15 protein-coding genes are annotated in these 19,994 nt (G+C 46.4%); 7 read left to right on the top strand and 8 right to left on the bottom strand.

Annotated features, from left to right (window positions below):
* Positions 1 to 89: 89 nt before the first annotated feature.
* Positions 90 to 557, bottom strand: coding sequence for a hypothetical protein (locus tag K1Y79_RS11480; protein ID WP_220250155.1), 468 nt, complete (start codon positions 555 to 557; stop codon positions 90 to 92).
* 3 nt (positions 558 to 560) lie between these two features.
* A complete protein-coding gene (locus K1Y79_RS11485; RefSeq protein ID WP_220250156.1) occupies positions 561 to 1,658 on the bottom strand; it encodes an AI-2E family transporter in 1,098 nt (365 codons plus the stop codon).
* Between the two features lie 314 nt (positions 1,659 to 1,972).
* Here K1Y79_RS11485 and K1Y79_RS11490 point away from each other — a divergent pair, with 314 nt between their 5' ends.
* Genes K1Y79_RS11490 through K1Y79_RS11505 form a run of 4 tightly spaced genes read left to right on the top strand, consistent with a single transcriptional unit; the run spans position 1,973 to position 4,757 of the window.
* A complete protein-coding gene (locus tag K1Y79_RS11490; RefSeq protein WP_220250157.1) occupies positions 1,973 to 2,929 on the top strand; it encodes an SPFH domain-containing protein in 957 nt (318 codons plus the stop codon).
* A 4-nt stretch (positions 2,930 to 2,933) separates the two neighbouring features.
* Positions 2,934 to 3,185 (top strand): hypothetical protein, encoded by a 252-nt coding sequence (locus K1Y79_RS11495; protein ID WP_236059577.1) that lies wholly within the window; start codon positions 2,934 to 2,936, stop codon positions 3,183 to 3,185.
* Between the two features lie 2 nt (positions 3,186 to 3,187).
* On the top strand, positions 3,188 to 4,162 hold the full coding sequence (locus K1Y79_RS11500) for a hypothetical protein (RefSeq protein ID WP_220250158.1): 975 nt from the start codon (positions 3,188 to 3,190) through the stop codon (positions 4,160 to 4,162).
* The gene (locus tag K1Y79_RS11505) at positions 4,092 to 4,757 is read left to right on the top strand and encodes a DUF6620 family protein (protein ID WP_317197481.1); all 666 of its coding nucleotides are present in this window, start codon (positions 4,092 to 4,094) and stop codon (positions 4,755 to 4,757) included. Before K1Y79_RS11500 ends, K1Y79_RS11505 begins: the two co-directional genes overlap by 71 nt.
* An 86-nt stretch (positions 4,758 to 4,843) precedes the next feature.
* Here the strand turns inward: K1Y79_RS11505 and K1Y79_RS11510 are convergent, their stop codons facing one another.
* The 5 genes from K1Y79_RS11510 to K1Y79_RS11530 form a co-directional block, all read right to left on the bottom strand.
* Complete coding sequence (locus K1Y79_RS11510; RefSeq protein ID WP_220250160.1) at positions 4,844 to 6,583, bottom strand: alpha-L-arabinofuranosidase; 1,740 nt, start codon at positions 6,581 to 6,583, stop codon at positions 4,844 to 4,846.
* A gap of 88 nt (positions 6,584 to 6,671) precedes the next feature.
* Positions 6,672 to 7,931, bottom strand: coding sequence for a glycan-binding surface protein (locus K1Y79_RS11515; protein ID WP_220250161.1), 1,260 nt, complete (start codon positions 7,929 to 7,931; stop codon positions 6,672 to 6,674).
* 12 nt (positions 7,932 to 7,943) lie between these two features.
* Positions 7,944 to 9,590, bottom strand: coding sequence for a RagB/SusD family nutrient uptake outer membrane protein (locus tag K1Y79_RS11520; RefSeq protein WP_220250162.1), 1,647 nt, complete (start codon positions 9,588 to 9,590; stop codon positions 7,944 to 7,946).
* Positions 9,591 to 9,610: 20 nt separating this feature from the next.
* Complete coding sequence (locus K1Y79_RS11525; RefSeq protein WP_220250163.1) at positions 9,611 to 12,808, bottom strand: SusC/RagA family TonB-linked outer membrane protein; 3,198 nt, start codon at positions 12,806 to 12,808, stop codon at positions 9,611 to 9,613.
* Positions 12,809 to 13,007: 199 nt separating this feature from the next.
* A complete protein-coding gene (locus K1Y79_RS11530; protein WP_236059578.1) occupies positions 13,008 to 17,087 on the bottom strand; it encodes a hybrid sensor histidine kinase/response regulator transcription factor in 4,080 nt (1,359 codons plus the stop codon).
* Positions 17,088 to 17,363: 276 nt separating this feature from the next.
* Between K1Y79_RS11530 and K1Y79_RS11535 the strand changes: the two genes are divergently transcribed.
* From K1Y79_RS11535 to K1Y79_RS11545, 3 genes are read left to right on the top strand one after another with little or no spacing between them, the layout of a single operon-like run.
* Positions 17,364 to 18,218 carry a hypothetical protein gene (locus tag K1Y79_RS11535; protein ID WP_220250165.1) on the top strand — a complete coding sequence of 285 codons (855 nt, stop codon included), beginning with the start codon at positions 17,364 to 17,366 and terminating at the stop codon, positions 18,216 to 18,218.
* Between the two features lie 5 nt (positions 18,219 to 18,223).
* Positions 18,224 to 18,766: an RNA polymerase sigma factor gene (locus K1Y79_RS11540; RefSeq protein WP_220250166.1), complete on the top strand. Its 543-nt coding sequence runs from the start codon at positions 18,224 to 18,226 to the stop codon at positions 18,764 to 18,766.
* Entirely contained in the window at positions 18,763 to 19,335 is a 573-nt protein-coding gene (locus K1Y79_RS11545) for a hypothetical protein (protein ID WP_220250167.1), read from the top strand. Before K1Y79_RS11540 ends, K1Y79_RS11545 begins: the two co-directional genes overlap by 4 nt.
* 4 nt (positions 19,336 to 19,339) lie before the next feature.
* Here the strand turns inward: K1Y79_RS11545 and K1Y79_RS11550 are convergent, their stop codons facing one another.
* On the bottom strand, positions 19,340 to 19,993 hold the full coding sequence (locus K1Y79_RS11550; RefSeq protein WP_220250168.1) for a fibrobacter succinogenes major paralogous domain-containing protein: 654 nt from the start codon (positions 19,991 to 19,993) through the stop codon (positions 19,340 to 19,342).
* Between the last annotated feature and the right edge of the window lies 1 nt (position 19,994).

Raw genomic sequence — 19,994 nt, forward strand, 5'->3', positions numbered from 1 at the left:
TGACTAGGAAACATGCTCCATAAAAAGAGCGGTCTTTCAGCATTGAATACTGAAAGACCGCCCTTTTTAATATCATTTAAAACACCTGGTTAATAAATTTCCACTATCAACAGCTCCTGCTTATTAAACAAGAACGTATCACCTGGCTTTTTATGAAATAAGACTTTTGCAAGCGGTGCATTAGGCGATAGAAAAAACACTGACCACTCCGCTACCTGTTGCTTTCCCAAGCCTGCCGCAATAAAGAATGCATGATCTTTACATCTGATAAATGCGCCCGTCTGCGCTGTTGAGTACACCGTTTGTATATTCACTTTCTGGAGCTGATCAAGATCTTTGATGTTCTCTGTCTGCTGACGTGCATACATATCTTTGGCGAGATGCCCCATTGCCCTTCCAGTTTCATACTTATCTCCTGCGGAACTTTTATCTTCATTGTTTGCGGCTTCCTGCGCACTGTCAATAGCCGACTTAGTCATTAAGATACGTTCTTCAATTATTGCTACCGCAGTGTTTTTAAGCATATTCTTAAAGGCAACCATCTCCTGGCTTGTCATAGTTTATTTTTTTGATTTGAACCATCCCTTTATCCGCTCGCCTATCCCTTTACTTTCCTTTTTATCCTGCCCCAGCAGATAGGCGTAAGGTTGCATCACCGGAATATGATCAAAGATCACCTTCAACATGCCTATCAATGGTATGGCAATCACCATTCCGGGTATACCCCACAACATCTCCCCTGCTACCAGTCCCACGATCGTAGCCATTGGATTAATATCTACACCAGATCCTACAACCAGCGGTTCCAGCAGGTAAGACTGGATAAACTGTACCAATCCGTATGTGACCAATATACCTATAACCAGGTTCATATCACCACCCTGCACCAGCGACATTAACAGTGTCAGTGCTGTACCGGTGAGGTTACCCACAAATGGAATGATCTCAAGTAATCCGCAGAGAATGGCGAAGAAGATAGCATTCTTTACTCCGGCAATCGTAAATCCGATCGCATACATTACCCACAAAAATACAATCATCAGAAATAACCCTTTCAGATATTTCTGGGCTGTCTGCTGCGTTTTCTGAATACAAGAAACAGTCTTCGACTTTTCACTATCTGGTACCAGGCGAACGATAAATCCTTTAATACGCGCACGGAAGTACATAAACAAAAAGGCGTACACCATTACAAGTAACAGGTTAGTAAGGAAACCACCGAATCCACTAATGATGGCCGTCAATGTTGCACTGACTTTTCCGGAAGAAGATTGCTGCTGCTCTTTCAGCATTTGTTGCTGTTTCTCCGGACTGATGCCGTACTCTGAACTCAGGTATTGCCGTAACTGTTGATATTTCTGCATAATCTGCTGCTCCAGCTGTGAGGCATTCTCTGCAATGTCTGAGATCTGCCAGCTTACAAATGCGATGACTGATGCCAGAAAGATAACAAATATCATCAATGATAATAATACCGATATGGCGTGATTGACACCCTTCGCCTGTAACCATTTACAAACAGGCAACAACAGCATCCCCAGTAAACCAGCAAATGCGATAGGCACGAAAAACGGTTTACCATACACCAGGATAACAACAAGTAGTGTTAACACCAGCAGTATAGCGGCTGCATTAAAAACTTTGGTCCGATAAATCATAATGGGTAAGATATGTCTATCAGCATCAGTTACAACAACAGTGCCTGCTGTTTTCAGCTTATCCTGTTGCGCCTGCCGGAAGGCTTACAGGTAATCTTTTCCCCATAGTGAATAATGGTGTGAAAAATCTCCACCGCTATCTGCAGATCAGCTGGGCTGACTGTCAGCTTGATTAAGCTGGCCTTAATGATAATCTATTTTTCAAATTAGAAAATACCCAAATTCCGGTATATCTTACTCCCGGCTATACGTATATCTTTGCATATATAATTCTTTAACGCAGCCCCATTGGTTATTGATTATAATTGAAGACTATGAATTTACCGTTTATTGAAATCATAGAGTGGACAACGAAAGACCCCAACCTGCTGATGTGGAAATTTCCGCATCAGGAAGCAGATATAAAAAATGGCGCTAAACTCATTGTCCGTGAATCAGAACTTGCACTGATACTCAGTGAAGGAAAACTGGCTGATGTATTCGGTCCAGGCACTCATACGCTTACTACAGAGAACATCCCCCTGCTAACAAAGCTGAAGGGCTGGAAATACGGGTTTCAGGGTCCATTTAAGGTGGATGTATATTACCTGTCTTCCAGGCAATTTGTGAACCTTAAATGGGGTACACCGGCACCTATTATGCTCACCGATCAGAAGTTCGGCCAGGTACGTGTCAGGGCATTTGGCAGCTACAATGTACGGATTGCGGATGCTGCTAAGTTCTTCCGCGAATATGCCGGCACATTACCTTATTTGTCAATTGTAGACCTGCAGCATAAACTGCGGGACTATATCGCACCACAATTCGGCGAGGCATTGTCTGCCGCCCGGATACAGGTACTGGAAGTTGCCGGCAATCTGCAAACACTCAACCATCGGATCAGGCCTCTCATACAGCCGTACTTCGATACCTTCGGCATTGAAGTAACTGAGTTTGTTATTACCAGTGTAACGCTTCCCGATGATGTAGCCAGCCACTTCGATAAGGTGACCAGCATGAATATGGTCAGTGACATGGATGCCTACATGAAATTCAACCAGGCTAATGCCCTGGGAACAGAAGGAACCGCCATGAACGATGCTGCTCAGCAAGGCGCTGCAATGGCATATATGGTATCAGCTATACAGGCGCAGCATGCACAACCTCCTCCTGCAGAAAAACAGGATGATATCACCACAAGGCTTAAACAACTGAAAGCCCTACATGATGAGGGACTGATAGACGCTGAAGAATACAAAGAGAAAAAAGCTGCCATTATATCCAAACTGTAGCACTATGATACAGGAAGAAAACAAGAAAATGTCTTTCATTGAAAGAATGAAACAACGGGCTGTTTCACAACAACAATATGGAGGCAAAGCCCAGGATATTACAGCAGGCACAGACGAATCTGCCTGCCCCAACTGCGGCGCAGGCAGGGCCAAACAGGATGGTTTGACACACTGTGCTTATTGCGGACATACATTCAATATCACCACACTTACTGACGGACATTACATCAAAAAGTCAGATAACGCTAACACTTAGGCATGGGACTATTTAACTGGGGGAAATCAAAAGAAGAACAACAGCAACCTCCTGCATTCAAGAGTGAACTGGATGCATTAGAAAACCGCCTGGATACCTTCCTGGCCAAAATGAATGAACGCATAGACATCTTACTGACCGGATTTCTGCAGGAAGCGCCTGCTATTATTGCGACTGACGATCGCTTCGGACAAGCCTATAACCGCTTTTCAGCTGCCATGAAGGGACAGGCAGGTAATATGCGGGAGAAAGTACAGGACGTCAGCGAAAATCAGATAGAACCTGTATATCGGCAATATATTGATACAGTATCTGCTGGCAGTGAAGCCTATCGTACGCTCTATGAATGGCGTAACCGCTGTGCAGAAAAAGTGAGCATATGGGAAGAACAATTGCAACTGCGTGTTGACCAGGCTACTGAGCAGGTCGAGTACAAAGACTATGAGCCTGTGTTCAGTGAGATGATGCATACCTACTATGAACAATGTAAGTCTGTTAACTGTCGCCAATGCGGTGCACCTTTGCATATTCAGCAGGTATACTATTACACCGCCTATGTGACCTGCGGCTCGTGCCAGACACAGAATATCTTCGAGCCAGGCGTTATTGCCCGCGACATTGAACATACTGCCAGGAAACTGGCTGAACAACGTAGTAAACATTTCCTTGATCTCAGCGAACAACGGCGTAAAGAAGAAAATGAATACTACCGGCAGATGCATGCTATTCAAACTGGTCTCACCTTAAAAGAACTGGAAACGCAAAGCGGCCCGGGGTATCAACAATTACTGGTGCTGGAAGAAAAACGGTTACAGGCCGAAAAGGAAGCGCCAGAACTTCTGGATAAGTATTACAGAAACATCTTTGATGAACTGAATAAACTGCTGCCGGATCTGAAGGAACACCATGAAAAGTTCTTTGTATCTCTGCAGACAAACTACCAGCGCTATCAAAGCAAACGAAGCACAAACATTTAATACATTCATAAATAACAGAACCATGAGTCAGAACAACCCACTTTTTGAACCTATCCACGGTATCAGCCTATATGATTATTCCTCTGCTAATGCAAAACTGGCAAACGGCGTTCCTGTTGAAGCAATCTGCAGCGCATTGGGGGTAGAAATACCTGTATGGGAAGATGCAAGCCAGGGATGGGTACAACGTATGCAGGAAGATGCAGACTTCATCGTGATTTCTGAAATGGGTACTTTCTTCGCACAAGCTGACCAACATCCTAAACTGGGACATCTTCAGCCGGCAGCTGGCGGCGGTAATGCACAGAACCTGCAGCTACTGGCTACAGACCGTTACTTCTACGAAGAACTGAACGGCGCACGTAGTGCCGCTTACGAAGCAGGTCTCGACGGTGCTCAATGGATACAGGACAATTACGGCATCTCACTGGGCGACTTCCAGCAGGTAGCTATGCAGTGGATGGAACAACAGAAAAACGAAGCTCCGGAAGAAATGCTGCAATATGTAAACCATATGGAAGCAAAAAGACAGGAGTATGCGAGAAAGTTTGCCGATGAAAACGGAGGCAATATTGCTGATGATGTTGACTTTTGATCTGAGCACTGCTGATATGAAAAAAGCCTTCCCGTTTAACACAGGAAGGCTTTTTCATTCATCATCGTTCTCCACTCAACAACAACTCACTTTTTCTCTATTACCATATTCACAACGCCCATAGGTGGTAGCGAGACCTTAATACCTCCAGCGGTACTCGCACCATATGGATTTAAAACATTGTAGTTAGCAGGTCCGCCGGATATACCGGAAGGTCCGGCTCCATTTACAAAAACCTTTCTTGAAAATCCGGTTACGCCTTCTCCACCGGTCAGTACGTACCAGTAGAATCGCTCTCCGGGGATAAAGTTCTTAAAGTTGACCGTTACATTACGGGTCATGGCTGCACGGTTAACCAGCGTAATACCTACTTCTCCTGAACTAAATGTAGAAGCGTATGCGTTAACACCCGCATTACTGTCAGCCACTACGGCATCAATAGCCCGGTCTCCCAGGAACTTCTGGAAGAAATACTGGTAGTAGAATGCCGGCCTGGGCGTCCATTTTGCTTCGCCCGAAGCAGATTCTCCCTGGCTGAATAAACCATGGTCATTACCATTCTCCCAGGCATTCGCAAGGTCCCAGCGGCTGGCCATACCAAACTTATTCCTGATCATCTCACCCCATACCATCACCGCATGCATACCTGCAACCTGGGATACCATCTGCTGTGAACCCACTGCAAAGATGTTCCATTCGGTGAGTGCAATTGGTGCAGGCTTTGCCCTGTTGGCAGTAAAAGAGCCTGTCACGTGGTCATAAATAGCCTTTGTAACTGTCGTGGCAGAGGCAAGGATCTCCTGCGGATTGGAATTGGTATTGTAAGGCGTAAAGTAGCTATGCACAATGTAGAAGTCTGCTGTGTTACCTACCTGTTGCAATACACCATTATTCCATCGTTTGTCTGTCTCTGTCGCCCATATTGGCGGCTCATGTTCCAGCAGCTGCGCACCTATTTGAATAGTCTTACCGATTTCTGTCGCGGCTTTACGCATAGAATCTGCAAACACTTTGAAATGACGGCCATAGAGATCTCCGCTTACAAACTGCGGCTGACCGTCTTTATTCTGTGTCACATCTATTCTGTACCCTGCCTGCCAGGTACCGTTGCTCTCGTTGCCTACTTCCCAATATTTGGTGCGGCCGTTATCAGCTCTGACCCAGTCTGCGGCAAGGTGAGCGGCTGCTGCAACAGGGTTGGCTGCTGTGCTATACCGCGCATAACCATAGTTTACAGTGATAATCCCTTCATTTCCGGTTTGCTGCAACATCGTATAGTAGTTATTCACTGACAGCGTCCAGTCAGCCGTATTACCACCATACCAGTAACCAGGATCTATCTTGTTACCATCTGCATCGGTCAGCTGTGCAGGTGCATCTGATGGAGCAGCGCCGGGCTGCCTGTTCCAGAAATAGATACTGCTGATATTTCCTCCGGGAAATCTGATGAGGCGCGGACGCAGATTGGTAAGGTGAGTAATCAGCGCCGGCTGGTTCACCATCTGCGTCATGTAAGGATTACTGTTGTTACCAAATAATGCAGGAGAGATCTTCGTCAGGATACGCGATGCATCTACTGTTACCTGGTAAGTAGCGGTGGCCGGTGGCGTCGCTGCTGTATACGAAGTAGCTGTATATGTCTTTGATGACCAAGGCGACATAAAAAACCCTATCGTTGCTGCCAGTGCCGGATCTTCAGGCACTGTTACCGTCGTACCAGAAGTATCTGTACCTTCTTCTCCATATTGTTCTCCATTGCTTTTATTACAAGCTGTGCACAACAATATTTCTGTACATATAAAACCGAGAACAAATATGCGCTTCATTTTTAACTGTTAATAAGTGTCTTCATATCTATATTGTTCACTTCATCTTCATGGCTTTCCACTTTGTGATGCCTACTATTCATGTTCACTATCTGATTTTCACTATTCTGAAGTTATCATAAGCCGCATTGTACACCTCTACCGGCGCATCTTCGGTAATGAACCGGTAGCCAAATGCTACGACGCCGCCCGCCTTCAGCACATCTCCCATTACCACAGCACCCGCGCCAGTACCTTCTTTCCCATCGGCAGCTGTTTTAAACAAGGACAATGGAATAGTTACTGTGCGCCACTCTCCCTTAGTTTCAAACCTGGAGTTTGCTGCGCCTGACCATGGCATGAACCTGTAGGCATAATTATCTCCCAGACGCAACACATTTATACCTGCTGTCCATGGTTCTTTGGTATTGATCTCAAACTTCAGCGCATAGCTGGCTGCTTCTTCTGTCATCACTGCTGCGGTAAACAATGGCACATCATTAAAGTTGCCTGAGCGGTTGCCATTCCACCATCCGCCATCATTCACACCCACACCGCCAAAAATGTTCTGCAGGTAACTACCCCTGGTACCCGGAAACAGTGTTGCATCTGATGTACGGTTTGCACCCCACCAGGCCCAGTTGAATACAGGCTTTTCTCCTGTTTCTCCTTCTGCTGTCAGGTTACTGATCACATCACCACTCTGGTGATCATTTAAAGGCCCGTCAGAACGTGCCATTCCATACTTTGCATGGATGACCAGTCTGCCGGTATCTTCTCCCAGTGCAGGCATAATCAGGCCTACTCTTGTACCTGCATCATCTGCTGCAAAACTGGTCACTTCCCTTCCACCGGGAAATACGATCTTATCTATCAGCCACAGGCTGGAACCATAGATAATCAATGAATCACCGGCGAGGGCGTTCTCATTGGAAATGGCCGCTATAGATGGCGGTGGGATCTGTATTGTAAATGTGTAACTCGTCTCTCCGTGTGTGGTAACGATGTGTATGGTGTTTGGCACATCCGGATCGGTGGCTTCTGTCGGTGTCTTGTCAGGAATAGTTACGATCAGGTGTGTGCTGGTGTTGTACGTTGGATTGAAATATGCCTCCAACCCGTTAAAGGATACCCGTACAATTCCATCCAGGCGCTGTCCGGTAACAAGTATCATTGTACCTGGCAATGCACCGGTGAATGTACTGTCCACCTTTGTGGAATCCAGCAGGCTTACTGCGGTTACCATCGGTGGAGCGCCACTGCCGCTATCATCTTTAGAGCAGGCCGAAAAGGCCACAATAACCATAAGAATGAACAGAACTGGCAACCGTTTGATATGGCTGGCAGCCTTTGTAATATAGCAAGTCATGATCAGTCAGTTTTAGTTGAATTGATAAGGTACCGGAGGTTTCCTCAGATTAGGAGCTGCCGTGAGTTCTGCTGCCGGCAGTGGCAACAGGAAATTACTCTGTGTAACCGGATAGAAGGCCGGCACATCTGAAGTGATGGTCCATGAGGTAGCATTTGTTGCTGCATTCGCAACAATCCTGTAAGATCCGCGATCCTGTGCATTCACCAATGCTATCGCCTTTGCAGGATTGTAGTAGTACAACCTTACCAGATCATACCAGGCCTGCCCTTCCATTGCCAGCTCCAGTCTTCTTTCTGTATGGATATCATCCCATGTTATCACTGTCTTCTCTGGTACGCCTGCTCTGCGACGTACCCTGTTGAAGTACTGCAATGCCTCGGTATTGGAAGTAGATGCCGCTGTGCCTAACAGTGCTTCTGCATATACCAGGTATACATCTGCCAGACGCAGCATATAGGTATTGATCTCAGTATGCTGTTGTGTAACCTTACCATCATTGTCTTCCGGACGGCCAACCACATACTTCTTTACCCATGCTCTTGTATTGTATCGCTCTGCTCCTGAAAAGTTCCAGGGTACCTGTAACTCCTGTATGATCTTCTTACCGGGGTTATTAGGGTCGTCTACTGACTGATGGATGTAAGAGTAATGATCACCCGGGAACATGAATGTACCTTTGCGACGTTTGTCATCTGCTCTGTATAGTCTCAGCTGATCGAGCGATGCACCAAGATCACCACCCCAGCCATCTCCGAAACCTGTTATCTCTGATCCGTAAGCCAGGAATGCCTGTACACTGTTCTGTGTTCCCCAGTCGCCATCATACTTCCATTGCAAAGCAAACAGACTCTCTGAATTATTGTTGTTCTTCGTCATGAACAGATCCTCATAGTTATCCATCAGGGCGGCTCCGCTATTCATTATTACATCTTTTGCGTACCAGGCTGCACTATCCAGATCCTGCTGATTACGGGTGCCTGATATGCCTGCACGTGTCAGGAACATCTTCGCCAGCATACCTTCTGCTGCCCATTTGGTTAAACGACCTCTCTGCATAGGTGCAGACGGCAGATGCTGCGCGGCAAACCGGATATCACGGATGATAAACTCCCATACAGATTCTACGGTATTACGTGCAGTAGATGTATCTGTCAGCAATACTTTGTTATCTGCAATGATAGGTACTGCTCCCCAGTTCTGTACCAGGTAAGAATACGCCAGTCCGCGCATAAAACGTCCTTCTGCTATTCCTGCCAGCTTCACATTCTCAGGTACTGAAGGAGCCGTAAATGCTGTCAGGTTACTGATGATCAGATTTGACTGCGCTACGACATTGAAGAAGGATGTCCATGAACTATACACTTCCGGCGTTACATCGGTTGTTTGCATGCGGATGTTATCCACCTGGTAAGAGCCGGACATCAGTACGCCTGCTCTCCCATCTCCGATTCCGTGAGAGGCCTTATCATTATACGCAAACCATACAATGTTGTATAGTGGCGCTGTTCCTGCCAATACCTGCTCCGTGGTCTGATAGAAGTTCACATCCACGATAGCATCTTCGGGTGGCCTGTTCAGAAAGTCTTTACTACAGCCTGACAATGACATGATACAGGCGAGCGCGAATAGATATATATGATTGTTTGTCTTTTTCATAGTGTCTGTTTTAAAGCTCATTAAAAATCAACCGCTACGCTTGCACTATACAGGCGGGTTAATGGATAGCGGCCGGCATCTACACCTGTCAGCTGATTGCTCAACTGTACTTCCTTCCCAAGGTATGCGCCCACTTCCGGATCATAACCTTTGTACTTAGTGAATGTAGCCAGGTTCTGCACGCCAGCTGTAAGCCTGATATTTTTAACAACAGACTGTTGTCTCAGCAGAGTATGTGGTATGTTATAACCCAGCTGTATATTCTTGATGCGGATATAAGAACCATCTTCTACATACAGATTGGTAAAACGGTTACCGTTACCATTCACATCTGTACCTACTATCCTCGGTACATTGGTACCCGGATTCTGTAAGATGGTTTTTCCTCCGTCATCTCCTATCCTTGCATAATTGAACGACTCCTGCAACAAGTTCCTTCCCAGGTTGACATTGTTAGGATTTGTGTTTTCAAAACGCAGGTAGTTGAAGATGTCATTACCCTGTGCTCCTGTTACCAGTACACTCAGATCAAAACCTTTCCATGAAAATGTATTGGTGAAACCAAAGGTCAGTTTAGGCCAAGGATTACCAATAAATGTCTGGTCGCGGGAGTCTATAATATTGTCTCCGTTCAGGTCTTTGTATTTAATATCGCCTACCCATACACCGCCATCTTTAGCCACCGGCAATCTTGAACCATCTGCCTGTGCAGGAATAGCGCTGCTGTTGATCTCATCAACAGATTGAAACAGACCATCTGCTACGTAACCATAGAACTGCCAGGGAGCTTGTCCGATTACTGAACGCGCTGTAAAACTGTTCAGGAACCATGCTGACCTCGACAGGAACGCTGCTTCAGAATAGAACCGGGTGATCTCTGTTTTGAAAGAAGAAACGTTGAGGTTTGTCTTCCAGGTGAAACCATTCCTGTTGTCAATGTTCACTGTATTCAATGTCACACCGAAACCTTTGTTCTTCATTGCGCCAATGTTCACAATCGGTGCGTTAATAGCACCTTCGCCCTGTGTACCCATATAAGCTGGCAGCGGATTAGGCATCAGGAGGTTGTCGGTATTCTTGATATAGAAATCGCCCTCCAACTGGATACGGTCTTTCAGCACGCTCAGGTTAAAACCGATATTCTTCGTTTCTGTAGATTCCCATTTGATGCCGGAGTTACCATACTGCCCGGTACGGAAACCTGCACCCCATGGTGTTGTTACTGAGGTCAGCGAAGAGAACTGTGCACCACCGCTACCATTGTTACCAGTAGTACCATATTCTGCACGGATCTTCAGTTCATTGATAAACGGTATCGCCCTCATGAACTCTTCTCCGGTTACCCGCCATGCGGCAGATACGGAAGGGAAAAAGCCCCATCTGTTCTCCGGACCAAAGTTGGAAGACCCATCCGCACGTCCTGCCAGCTGCAGGATATATCTGTTATCATAGCTATAGTTCACACGACCGAGGTAAGACTCCAAGGCTCCTGAACTTTTATAGCTACCTGTTGTCTGGCCCAGCGCGTCGCCCAGGTTCAGGGATGGAATACTGTTGCTGGCAAATCCTACACGTTGTGCAGAAAAGCCTTGTGAGTTCCATGACTGCGCCTCATGGCTGGCCATTACACTGAGATTGTGTTTGCCAAACTCACGGGTATATTGCAGTAACTCATTGAGATTCCAATAAAAGTTTCTTCCGTTAGATACAGCCAGCGAAGCCTTTTCATTCACGTTGAAACCTAAGCGGTAAGTAGGAGTAAACTTACTACCATCTGTATACTCAAAGTTGCCATTAAAGCTGGTACGGAAAGTGAGCCCTTTAATAATGGTCACCTCTGCGGTGGCACTTCCTAATCCGCCGGTACGTTTATAATCATTATTCACCAGGCTGGATATTGCAACCGGATTAAGCGGCGCAAACTTCGCATTGGAGCCATACTCATTTTCTGTGGCACCGCCCCAGCTGCCATCTGCATTCTTTACCGGAATGTTAGGAGCCAGATTGATAGCATTTCTGATCACATCTTCACTGGTAGAGGCCAGTTTTTCCTTTGTCTGGTAGAAGTTCAGCGAAGTGCTCAGTTTCAGCCATTTAAAGGTCTGGTTATCCAGGTTCAGACGGAAAGAATAACGGTTGAAGTCAGAGCCGATAGCCACGCCCTCCTGATTGAAATACTCTCCTGACATATAGTAGGTAGTATTGCTGGCACCTCCGCTGATATTCACCTGGTGTTTCTGCAAAGCGGCAGTCCGGAACAAGGCATCCTGCCAGTTGGTACCATCACCTAATACACTTGGATTCTGAAATTCAGGTGTTGGGGTACGGTTTAGCAATACCGCAATTTCATTATTCATTTGTGCAAACTGCCGCAGGTTCATGGTGGTAATACCTTCCGGTTTATCCTGCAGAGAATAGAGATAGTTGTAAGACAGTTTCATCTGTCCGGATTTGCCTCTTTTGGTAGTAACCAGGATTACCCCGTTGGTTGCCCTGGAACCATATACCGCTGTCGCGGAAGGACCCTGTAAGATTTCCAGCGATTCGATGTCGGAAGGGTTGATACCCGCCAGCGGATTAACAGAGCTGGTCGCACCATAAGATACGGTTGCCGGTTGTATCTGAACGCCATCAATTACATAAAGTGGTTCATTGGTTCCACTCAGTGTATTTACCCCCCTTATGTTCACGGAAATACCCCCTCCCGGCTGACCGGAGTTCTGTGTAACATATACACCGGCAGCACGGCCCTGTATAGCCTGGTCGATGGTGGTGTTAATGGTACGGTTCACATCTGTAGAACTGATTGATACCTGGGCGCTGGTCTGGTCTGTCTTTTTCATTTTACCATAACCCACTACCACAACGTCATTCAGTTTCCGGTAATCTTCCTGTAGTACAATTGTTAATGACCCAGTGGAGCCGACCTTTACATCCCGGGCCATAAATCCCATGGATGCTACAGAAACGACCTGACCAGGAGATGCCGGTATAGTGAAGTTCCCCCCTGCATCAGTTGTGGTCATCTTTTTTGTCCCTTTAACAGTAATTGAAGCACCTGGAACCGGACTCCCCGTTTCTCCGGCGGTGACGCTGCCGGAAATCCTGCGTTCCGGATCAGACTGATTTTGTGCAAGCGCAGGCATAGTGATAGCCCAAAAGAAAATCGATACCCATACCATCAGGTACGACTTTCCAGTAAAACTGGCTCGTTTCATAGCGTGGAAGAATTAAATGTTTAGATTAATGCGCGATTCTTTGGATTTTGGTGATCATTGCTCATATCGTGTTCCCCTTGATGATATAAAAGTATCATCCTCCACTGAAAAACAGGGCTGTAGAATGTATATTTGATGGGATAAAATGTTGCAGCAGGGGTATAAAATGTAGCCTGAACTGCATTGTTTATTACAATACTCACTTTCTGGCTGCGATAGCATAGGCAGAGGGTAGCATATTATACGCCATCTTAAAGTACCGGGCAAAGTACTTCGGATTGTTAAATCCTACCTCATAGGCCACCTCCGTTACATTCATTTCTGTCTTGGACAATAGCTGTGCCGCCCTCTTTATACGTACCATCCGTATAAACTCTACCGGGGTCTGACCGGTCAGGTTGAAAATCCGGCGATATAGGGATACTCTGTTCATAAATAGCTCCCGGCTCAGTTCCTCGACCGAAAAACCGGCATTTGATAGATTCAACTCCACTATTTCCAATGCTCTTCGCAGGAACTTCTCATTAGGTGATAATTCAAAGTCAGCACCGGCAACATCCGTCGGACTAACCAGGTGTTTGGCTGCTGCCGGTCGGGATAACAAATTCCTGACCCTGGATAACATGATCTCAAAATTGAACGGTTTGACCAGGTAATCGGCTGCCCCGGCTTCCAGTCCGCGCAGCTGCTCGCGCTCTCCTGCTGCCGCCGTTACCAGGATGACCGGGATATGTTTGGTACGGGCATCATTTTTAATCTTCCGGCACAACTCTGTCCCGTTCATGCCTGCCATATTCACATCGCTCATTACCAGATCAGGATGCCCTGACAATGCCTTTTGCCACCCCGACGTACCGTCGGCTGCTTCTATAATATTATACGCCTGCTTCAGATTCTCCTTCAGGTAAAAACGGAAGTCGTCATTGTCCTCTATCAGCAGGATTGTCTGCTTATGCGGAGATGGTTCTGGCATTGTGGTTTCAGCACTCATATCCGTAATCAGGTCCTCTACAGTTAAAGGCTGCTCCGGAATGATAGGGTCGGTCACTATTTCCTCTGGCTGTTCACAGCGTTCAAGCGGTAGTCTGACTGTAAAACAGCTTCCCTTATTCACTTCACTTTCCACCGTAATCGTACCGTTATTCAGTTTAACAAATTCCCGGGTGATGGCTAGTCCGATACCGCTACCCCTGCTGGTGAGGCTGTCAGGCATATCACTCTGGAAGAACTGCTCAAATACCTTTTCAAGCCGCTCCGGCGGAATACCGATGCCCGTATCTTTCACTTTGATTTCCAGCCAGGTACAATCATCGGTTGGGGTACTGGTCACCTCTACCTGCACATTACCGCCCCTGGGGGTAAATTTGAAAGCGTTGGATAACAGGTTGAAAAGTATCCGCTCTATCTTATCATTATCAAAATAGGTATAGATATGCGGCGACTGAGTGATATAGGAAAATACTACTCCTTTCCTTTCCGCCAGATCTGTGAAGGAGCAGGCAACATCCTGGATAAATACTGCTATATCTCCCCAGGCTGGATTAAGTCGTAACTCCTGCATCTCCATCTTCCTGAAATCCATTAACTGGTTCACCAGTATCAACAGGCGTTTCGCATTTCTGTAAATGAGCTGCAACTTACCCTTCTCCTTCTGGTCTTCTGCCTGTTGCATTATTTCCTCCAGCGGCGACAAGATCAGCGAGACCGGGGTTCTGAACTCATGACTCAGATTCGTGAATAACCGGATCTTCAGCATATCCAGCTCGTGCATCCTACGTGCCTCCTGCCTTTCCTGCTGTAGTATAAACCGCCGGTGCGCCCGCCTGATCACACTCCGTCTCAGCAACAACAGGGTGACTACTACCAGCACACCATAAATAATATAAGCCAGCGGCGTTTTCCAGAATGGTGGTAATATCCTGATCTTCAGTGAAATACCTTCCTCATTCCAGAAGCCATCTTCATTAGCCGCCTTTACCTGCAGTGTATAGGTACCCGGACTAATATTAGTATACGTTGCCCGCCGGGTAGCGCCGTCTGCAATCTGCCAGTTATCATTAAACTGATCCAGGCGGTAAGCATATTTGTTCTTCTCTGTATTAACGAAGTTCAATGCAGCAAATTCGACAGAAAAGTCATTCTCATTATGCTTCAGTACAATCTCTTTGGTAGCTGTTAATGCCTGTGGCAGTAGTATACGGTCATGTACCCTGGCATTTACTTCGATATTACGGTCAAATAACCGCAAACCGGTAAACACGATATTAGGACGGGTATTATTCTGCGGTAAAGAAGCAGGATGGAACAGGTTAAACCCGTCAGCACCCCCAAACAACAATTCACCTGTGCTGAGTTTAAAGGCTGCATTCACGTTGAATGCCTTACCCTGCAACCCGTCTTTATCGTCATAATTGCGGCAGCTGATAGTGACTCCCTGCGGACCATCATTCACGGTCACCCGGCTAAGCCCATTAGACGTGGCAAGCCAGAGATATCCGGCATTGTCTTCCAGCATGGTGATGATGTTATTATCCGGTAGTCCGTCTTTTACGGTAAAAGACCGGAACTGCTGCACCTTGGGATCAAATACGTTAAGTCCGGCCCTGGTCCCTGCCCACATATGTCCGCGACGGTCATACAGCAAGGAACTGACATTGTCATTGCTCAGCTGATGCGTGGCACTGAGGTAATGAACAAATACCCCCTTGGAGTTATCCAGCACATCGATACCATAGGCTGTAGCGATCCACAGATTGCCACTGTTATCCTCTGCAAACCCAGATATAAAATTGGAGTGGACGGAAGCAGGCAGGTTCACATTATTGTGATAAAAGATACCATTTCCGGGGTCAAACCGGTCCAGCCCTCCCCCGAGTGTTCCCACCCAGAAGTTGTTCCTTTTATCGCGGTATATCTTCCAGACTGACTTATTGGCCAGGCTGTTGGGATCATCTTCTTCATGACGGTAATGTGTAAAACGGCCTCCCCGGTAGAAGTCCATTCCCCCGAAATAATACCCAATCCATAAATCGTCATAGTTATTCACATATAGACTGACAATAACATCTTTACTGATGCTGTTTTCATTGGCCGGATCGTGTTGAAAGCGTTTGAATGTCTGGTTAATACGGTCGTAATAGATCAGCCCTCCTCCATTGGTACCAATCCATATATTGCCCTTTTTATCCTCTGCAAAACAGTTGACGTCATTGTAACTCAGGCTGCGGCTATCTGTATGACTATGCTTATACAGCGGAAACTTCACCATATTTTCAGTAAAGTAGCTGATCCCCCGCTTATAGGTGCCGCACCAGATAATACCGGCATCGTCCTTATAAAGGGCATAAACAGCATTTTCGGCAAGTGTTTTCACATCGCCTTCCTTACTGAGCAGGAAGCGGGATTTGAAGTTATTCTTCTTATCAATCAGTGTGATGCCCCCATGATCGGTACCAATCCAGATCAGTTGCTTATCATCCTCCACGATGCTGTTGACGATATCATTGTTCAGATACCCTGATTTGCTGGATAACTGCCTGACGCTACCATCGGTATTGCTTACATATAACACCCCAAAATCGGTTGCCGGCATGTACACCCACATATCGTCTGCTGCGTCAATGAAAAGACGTAAGCCCAGTGGCGGCTTCGTGAGGTACCTGCGCACGGTGGCGTGCCTGTATACTACCTTATTCTGGGAAATGTCCAGTTTTTCTATGTCGCCGTTCAGGTAGAGGATCACCAGCCTGTTTTGTTTATCCCGCTGCAGGTCTGCAATAGGTGTATTCCTTCTTCCTGGTAAGAGTATCTTCGTAACACGCCCGGTACTGTCTGTGCGGTAAAGCCGGCAGTCAGCATAAGCAATCCACCATTGTCCGCCGGCCTGCGCTACGCAAGTAATCCCCAGTTCGGGCAACCCCTTCTTTCTGAACCAGGCGGCAGCATCTGCAAACTGCTCTTTTGCCGGGTTATAAAAGTTATCGCCATTACGGGTTCTGATAAATAGCTGATCATTGGGAGCAGGATAGATACCGGTGATGTAGTCATCATTGATGGCCCCTGGCTCCGTGCTATGCCGGAAGGTCTTAAAGGTATACCCGTCATAGCGGTTCAGACCACTCATGGTACCAAACCACATAAATCCGCGCACGTCTTTGTAGATGCAGTTAACCTGGTTGTTGGATAAACCGTTGTTCACATCTAAAGAAGAGAACTGGTAGGATGGCTGTGCATAGGCATAGCTTACCAGCAATAACAGTGGAAGCAGCAAATTTTTCATCAACATGGAATACGACTCAGTACTTATACTAAAAATAGTTATTTCCAGCCATACAAAGCGGCTTTTTTCCGCAGACATAAAAACCCCTGTTCCGCCTGAAAAAAAATTCTTCAATTTACCCAACCCTTTTGCCTCACCCCGGGGTATTACCTATATAAACTGGAACAGCAAATATGGCATAAATCACTTAGAATACTCATTATCAACAACATCAGTAGTTTTTAACACAGACTACCCACGGTAGCACCCAATTATTAAATTATTTAAGAAAGACAAATGAGACGCATTTTTTTACCTATACTGCTTGCAGTAACTGCCTCTTGTAGTACCAGCCGGCTGGCCGTACCTGAACAGTTCAGCAGCCAGGCCACAAGATACCCCGTGAAAGGCGCCAAAGTACAGCACATTAATCAGCACCTGAGCTTTGGTAACTATACTACTTCCCGTATTAAGAGAGGATGGAACCTGGCTTCCGGGGTGAAATATAGCAATAGCTGGATATCTCCGCAGGAAGTATTACTGAATATGCACGGCATTACTTCTATGACAGAGCGGAATAACGAAAAAAGCAGGTTCAGGTATACCCTGACCAACGATCAGCATAGTGCAGAGATTTTCTGTACCGAAATATATGACAGTCACGAATTAAAATTCAAAGCGCTGCATATACCTCAGTGGACCGGTGAAACAAGTACGCAGCTGAATTTTAACTATGCTTTCTCTGCCGCAATGATACCCAGCGATACCAGTAAACTCGGACTATGGTCTTTGTTGATGGTGAGCAGATATGACATCGCAGCTGATACCGCACGCCGGATCTTTGACAGACCCTATGTAGCAGAAGAAGGCTATGCTACTAACGGAAGAGATACCATCAGAATAAGATCGCTGAATCTGAATACCTTCGCTAACAAAAAGGGGAAAGTGTCAAAGACGCTGCTTGGAGCTAAAATACTCTCCGGGTATGAGCTGAGTACCGCTGATGGTGTCATTGGTATCATTGATACTATGGATAAAGCACTCTGGATATATAATGAGCAGGAAGAGCAGCTCAAATTCATCCTTTCGGCAATGGGTACTGCTATCCTGCTGAAACAAGTAGAAAATCCCGAAGACAAAACAACTATCTGATACCGTTGCAAAGCCAGGAACAGGACATATCGTTACTGATTGAAGGCTGCCTTACCAATAACCGGAAGGCGCAGGAACAGCTATACCGGCAGTTCTATGGCTTTGCTATGTCTATCGCTATGCGTTATTCCAGAAGTGAGGCGGATGCTGCTGATATTATGAGTCATGCGTTTGTGAAGATCTTCAAAAGCATGCATACCTACGATCCGCAGAAAGGAAGCCTGCATGCCTGGATCAAACGTATTGTTGCCAATGAAGGATTAGATCATGTGAAAAGCCTGGGTAAGTTCAGCCCTGTGGAACTTGAAGAGACATATGCTCCCTCTATCGATAATTCAGTAATTGCCAGACTGGAGGCTGAAGATATCATGACCCTCATTAAAAAACTTCCGCCTGCCACACACGCGGTATTCATATTGTACGTCATGGAGGGACATACCCACAAAGAAATTGCCGCCAAACTTAACATCAGCGAAGGCACCAGCAAATGGCACCTCAGCGAAGCAAGAAAAATACTTAAACAAACATTACAGTTACAGACTGAATGAACCAAAAAGAAACATATGAAAACATCATTGCCCGGAAGCTGGAACAGCTGCCTGTTCCTGCCATGGAAGACGCTATCTGGAACAGGATAAGCGCCCAACTGGATATTGAAATGCCTGAAACCCCACAGGCCCCTGAAACAACAGTCCCCCCGGCTGCTAACACCACATTCCTGAACATTGTCACACTTTTTGTCTTCCTTATTGCAATCACCACATTTATCTTTGTCGAACAACGCCGTACCGCCATTCTACCCGTTGTTCCACCACCAGTACAATTAAAGGATAGTATACTGCAACCACCACCGGAAGTATTGCCGCCGCCACCTGCCCGCGAGTTGATACCTCCCCGGAATATACCTGCTGCAGATACGGTTCAGACTGTCACACCACTACTTGTTACGCCGGTAATCACCGATACACTGAGCACAATAACGCCCGACCTGATTGAACCACCGCCAGCTGTGATTACGCCAGTGATTACGCCGGTGGCAGACACACCACGGCCCAAACCCAAAGGCGTGAAAGGGTTAAGAGACGAAGACTATAAAATTGCACCGAAGCCGAATTAAACGGTCACTCTTTTATACATCGTACCGAGAAACCAAATTCCATATATTCAGGGTCGCGCTGCACATCAGCGAAATAGCTATAGAAACGGTTACTCCAGGCATAGAGTTCATAACTGCCTCTATTATGCCACCAGTACCCGTTACTGCCTAATGTATGGAAACTGCCATCAGGTCCGTAACGATAACCTCCCGGCAATGCCGCAAAACCGCTGCTGCTGTCTGCGCCTGTATAAGGATAATGCCAGTATCCGGGAGCGGCCGTTTTCATTGCTACACCTGCTACCGTATCTCCCCGCAGCGACGCCACCAGTATAGCCAGGTCCTCACTAGTAGGAATACGCCAGCCTTCCGGAGCAATATTACGGCTATCACTCACTGCGTGCCAGTTGTATAACAAACCATAGTCCCTCACATAACCTGTATCATGCTGATACATACAATAGGCCCCCTCCTGCGAAGTACTCCATTTTATATCGTCATGCAGCAATAATATACTGTCGCCATTACGATACCGCGTCACTTCCAGATTCTTAGCCATCCATAGCTGTTTACCGATCCTGACTACAGGATACACATTCCCATCAATATCCTGCACCGTGTTCATATCCGCTCCGGCACAACCGGTCAGCAGCAGTAAAAAAGAAATCAGATATTTCATT

The organism is Chitinophaga rhizophila, from assembly GCF_019492185.1.
Classification (GTDB): domain Bacteria; phylum Bacteroidota; class Bacteroidia; order Chitinophagales; family Chitinophagaceae; genus Chitinophaga; species Chitinophaga rhizophila.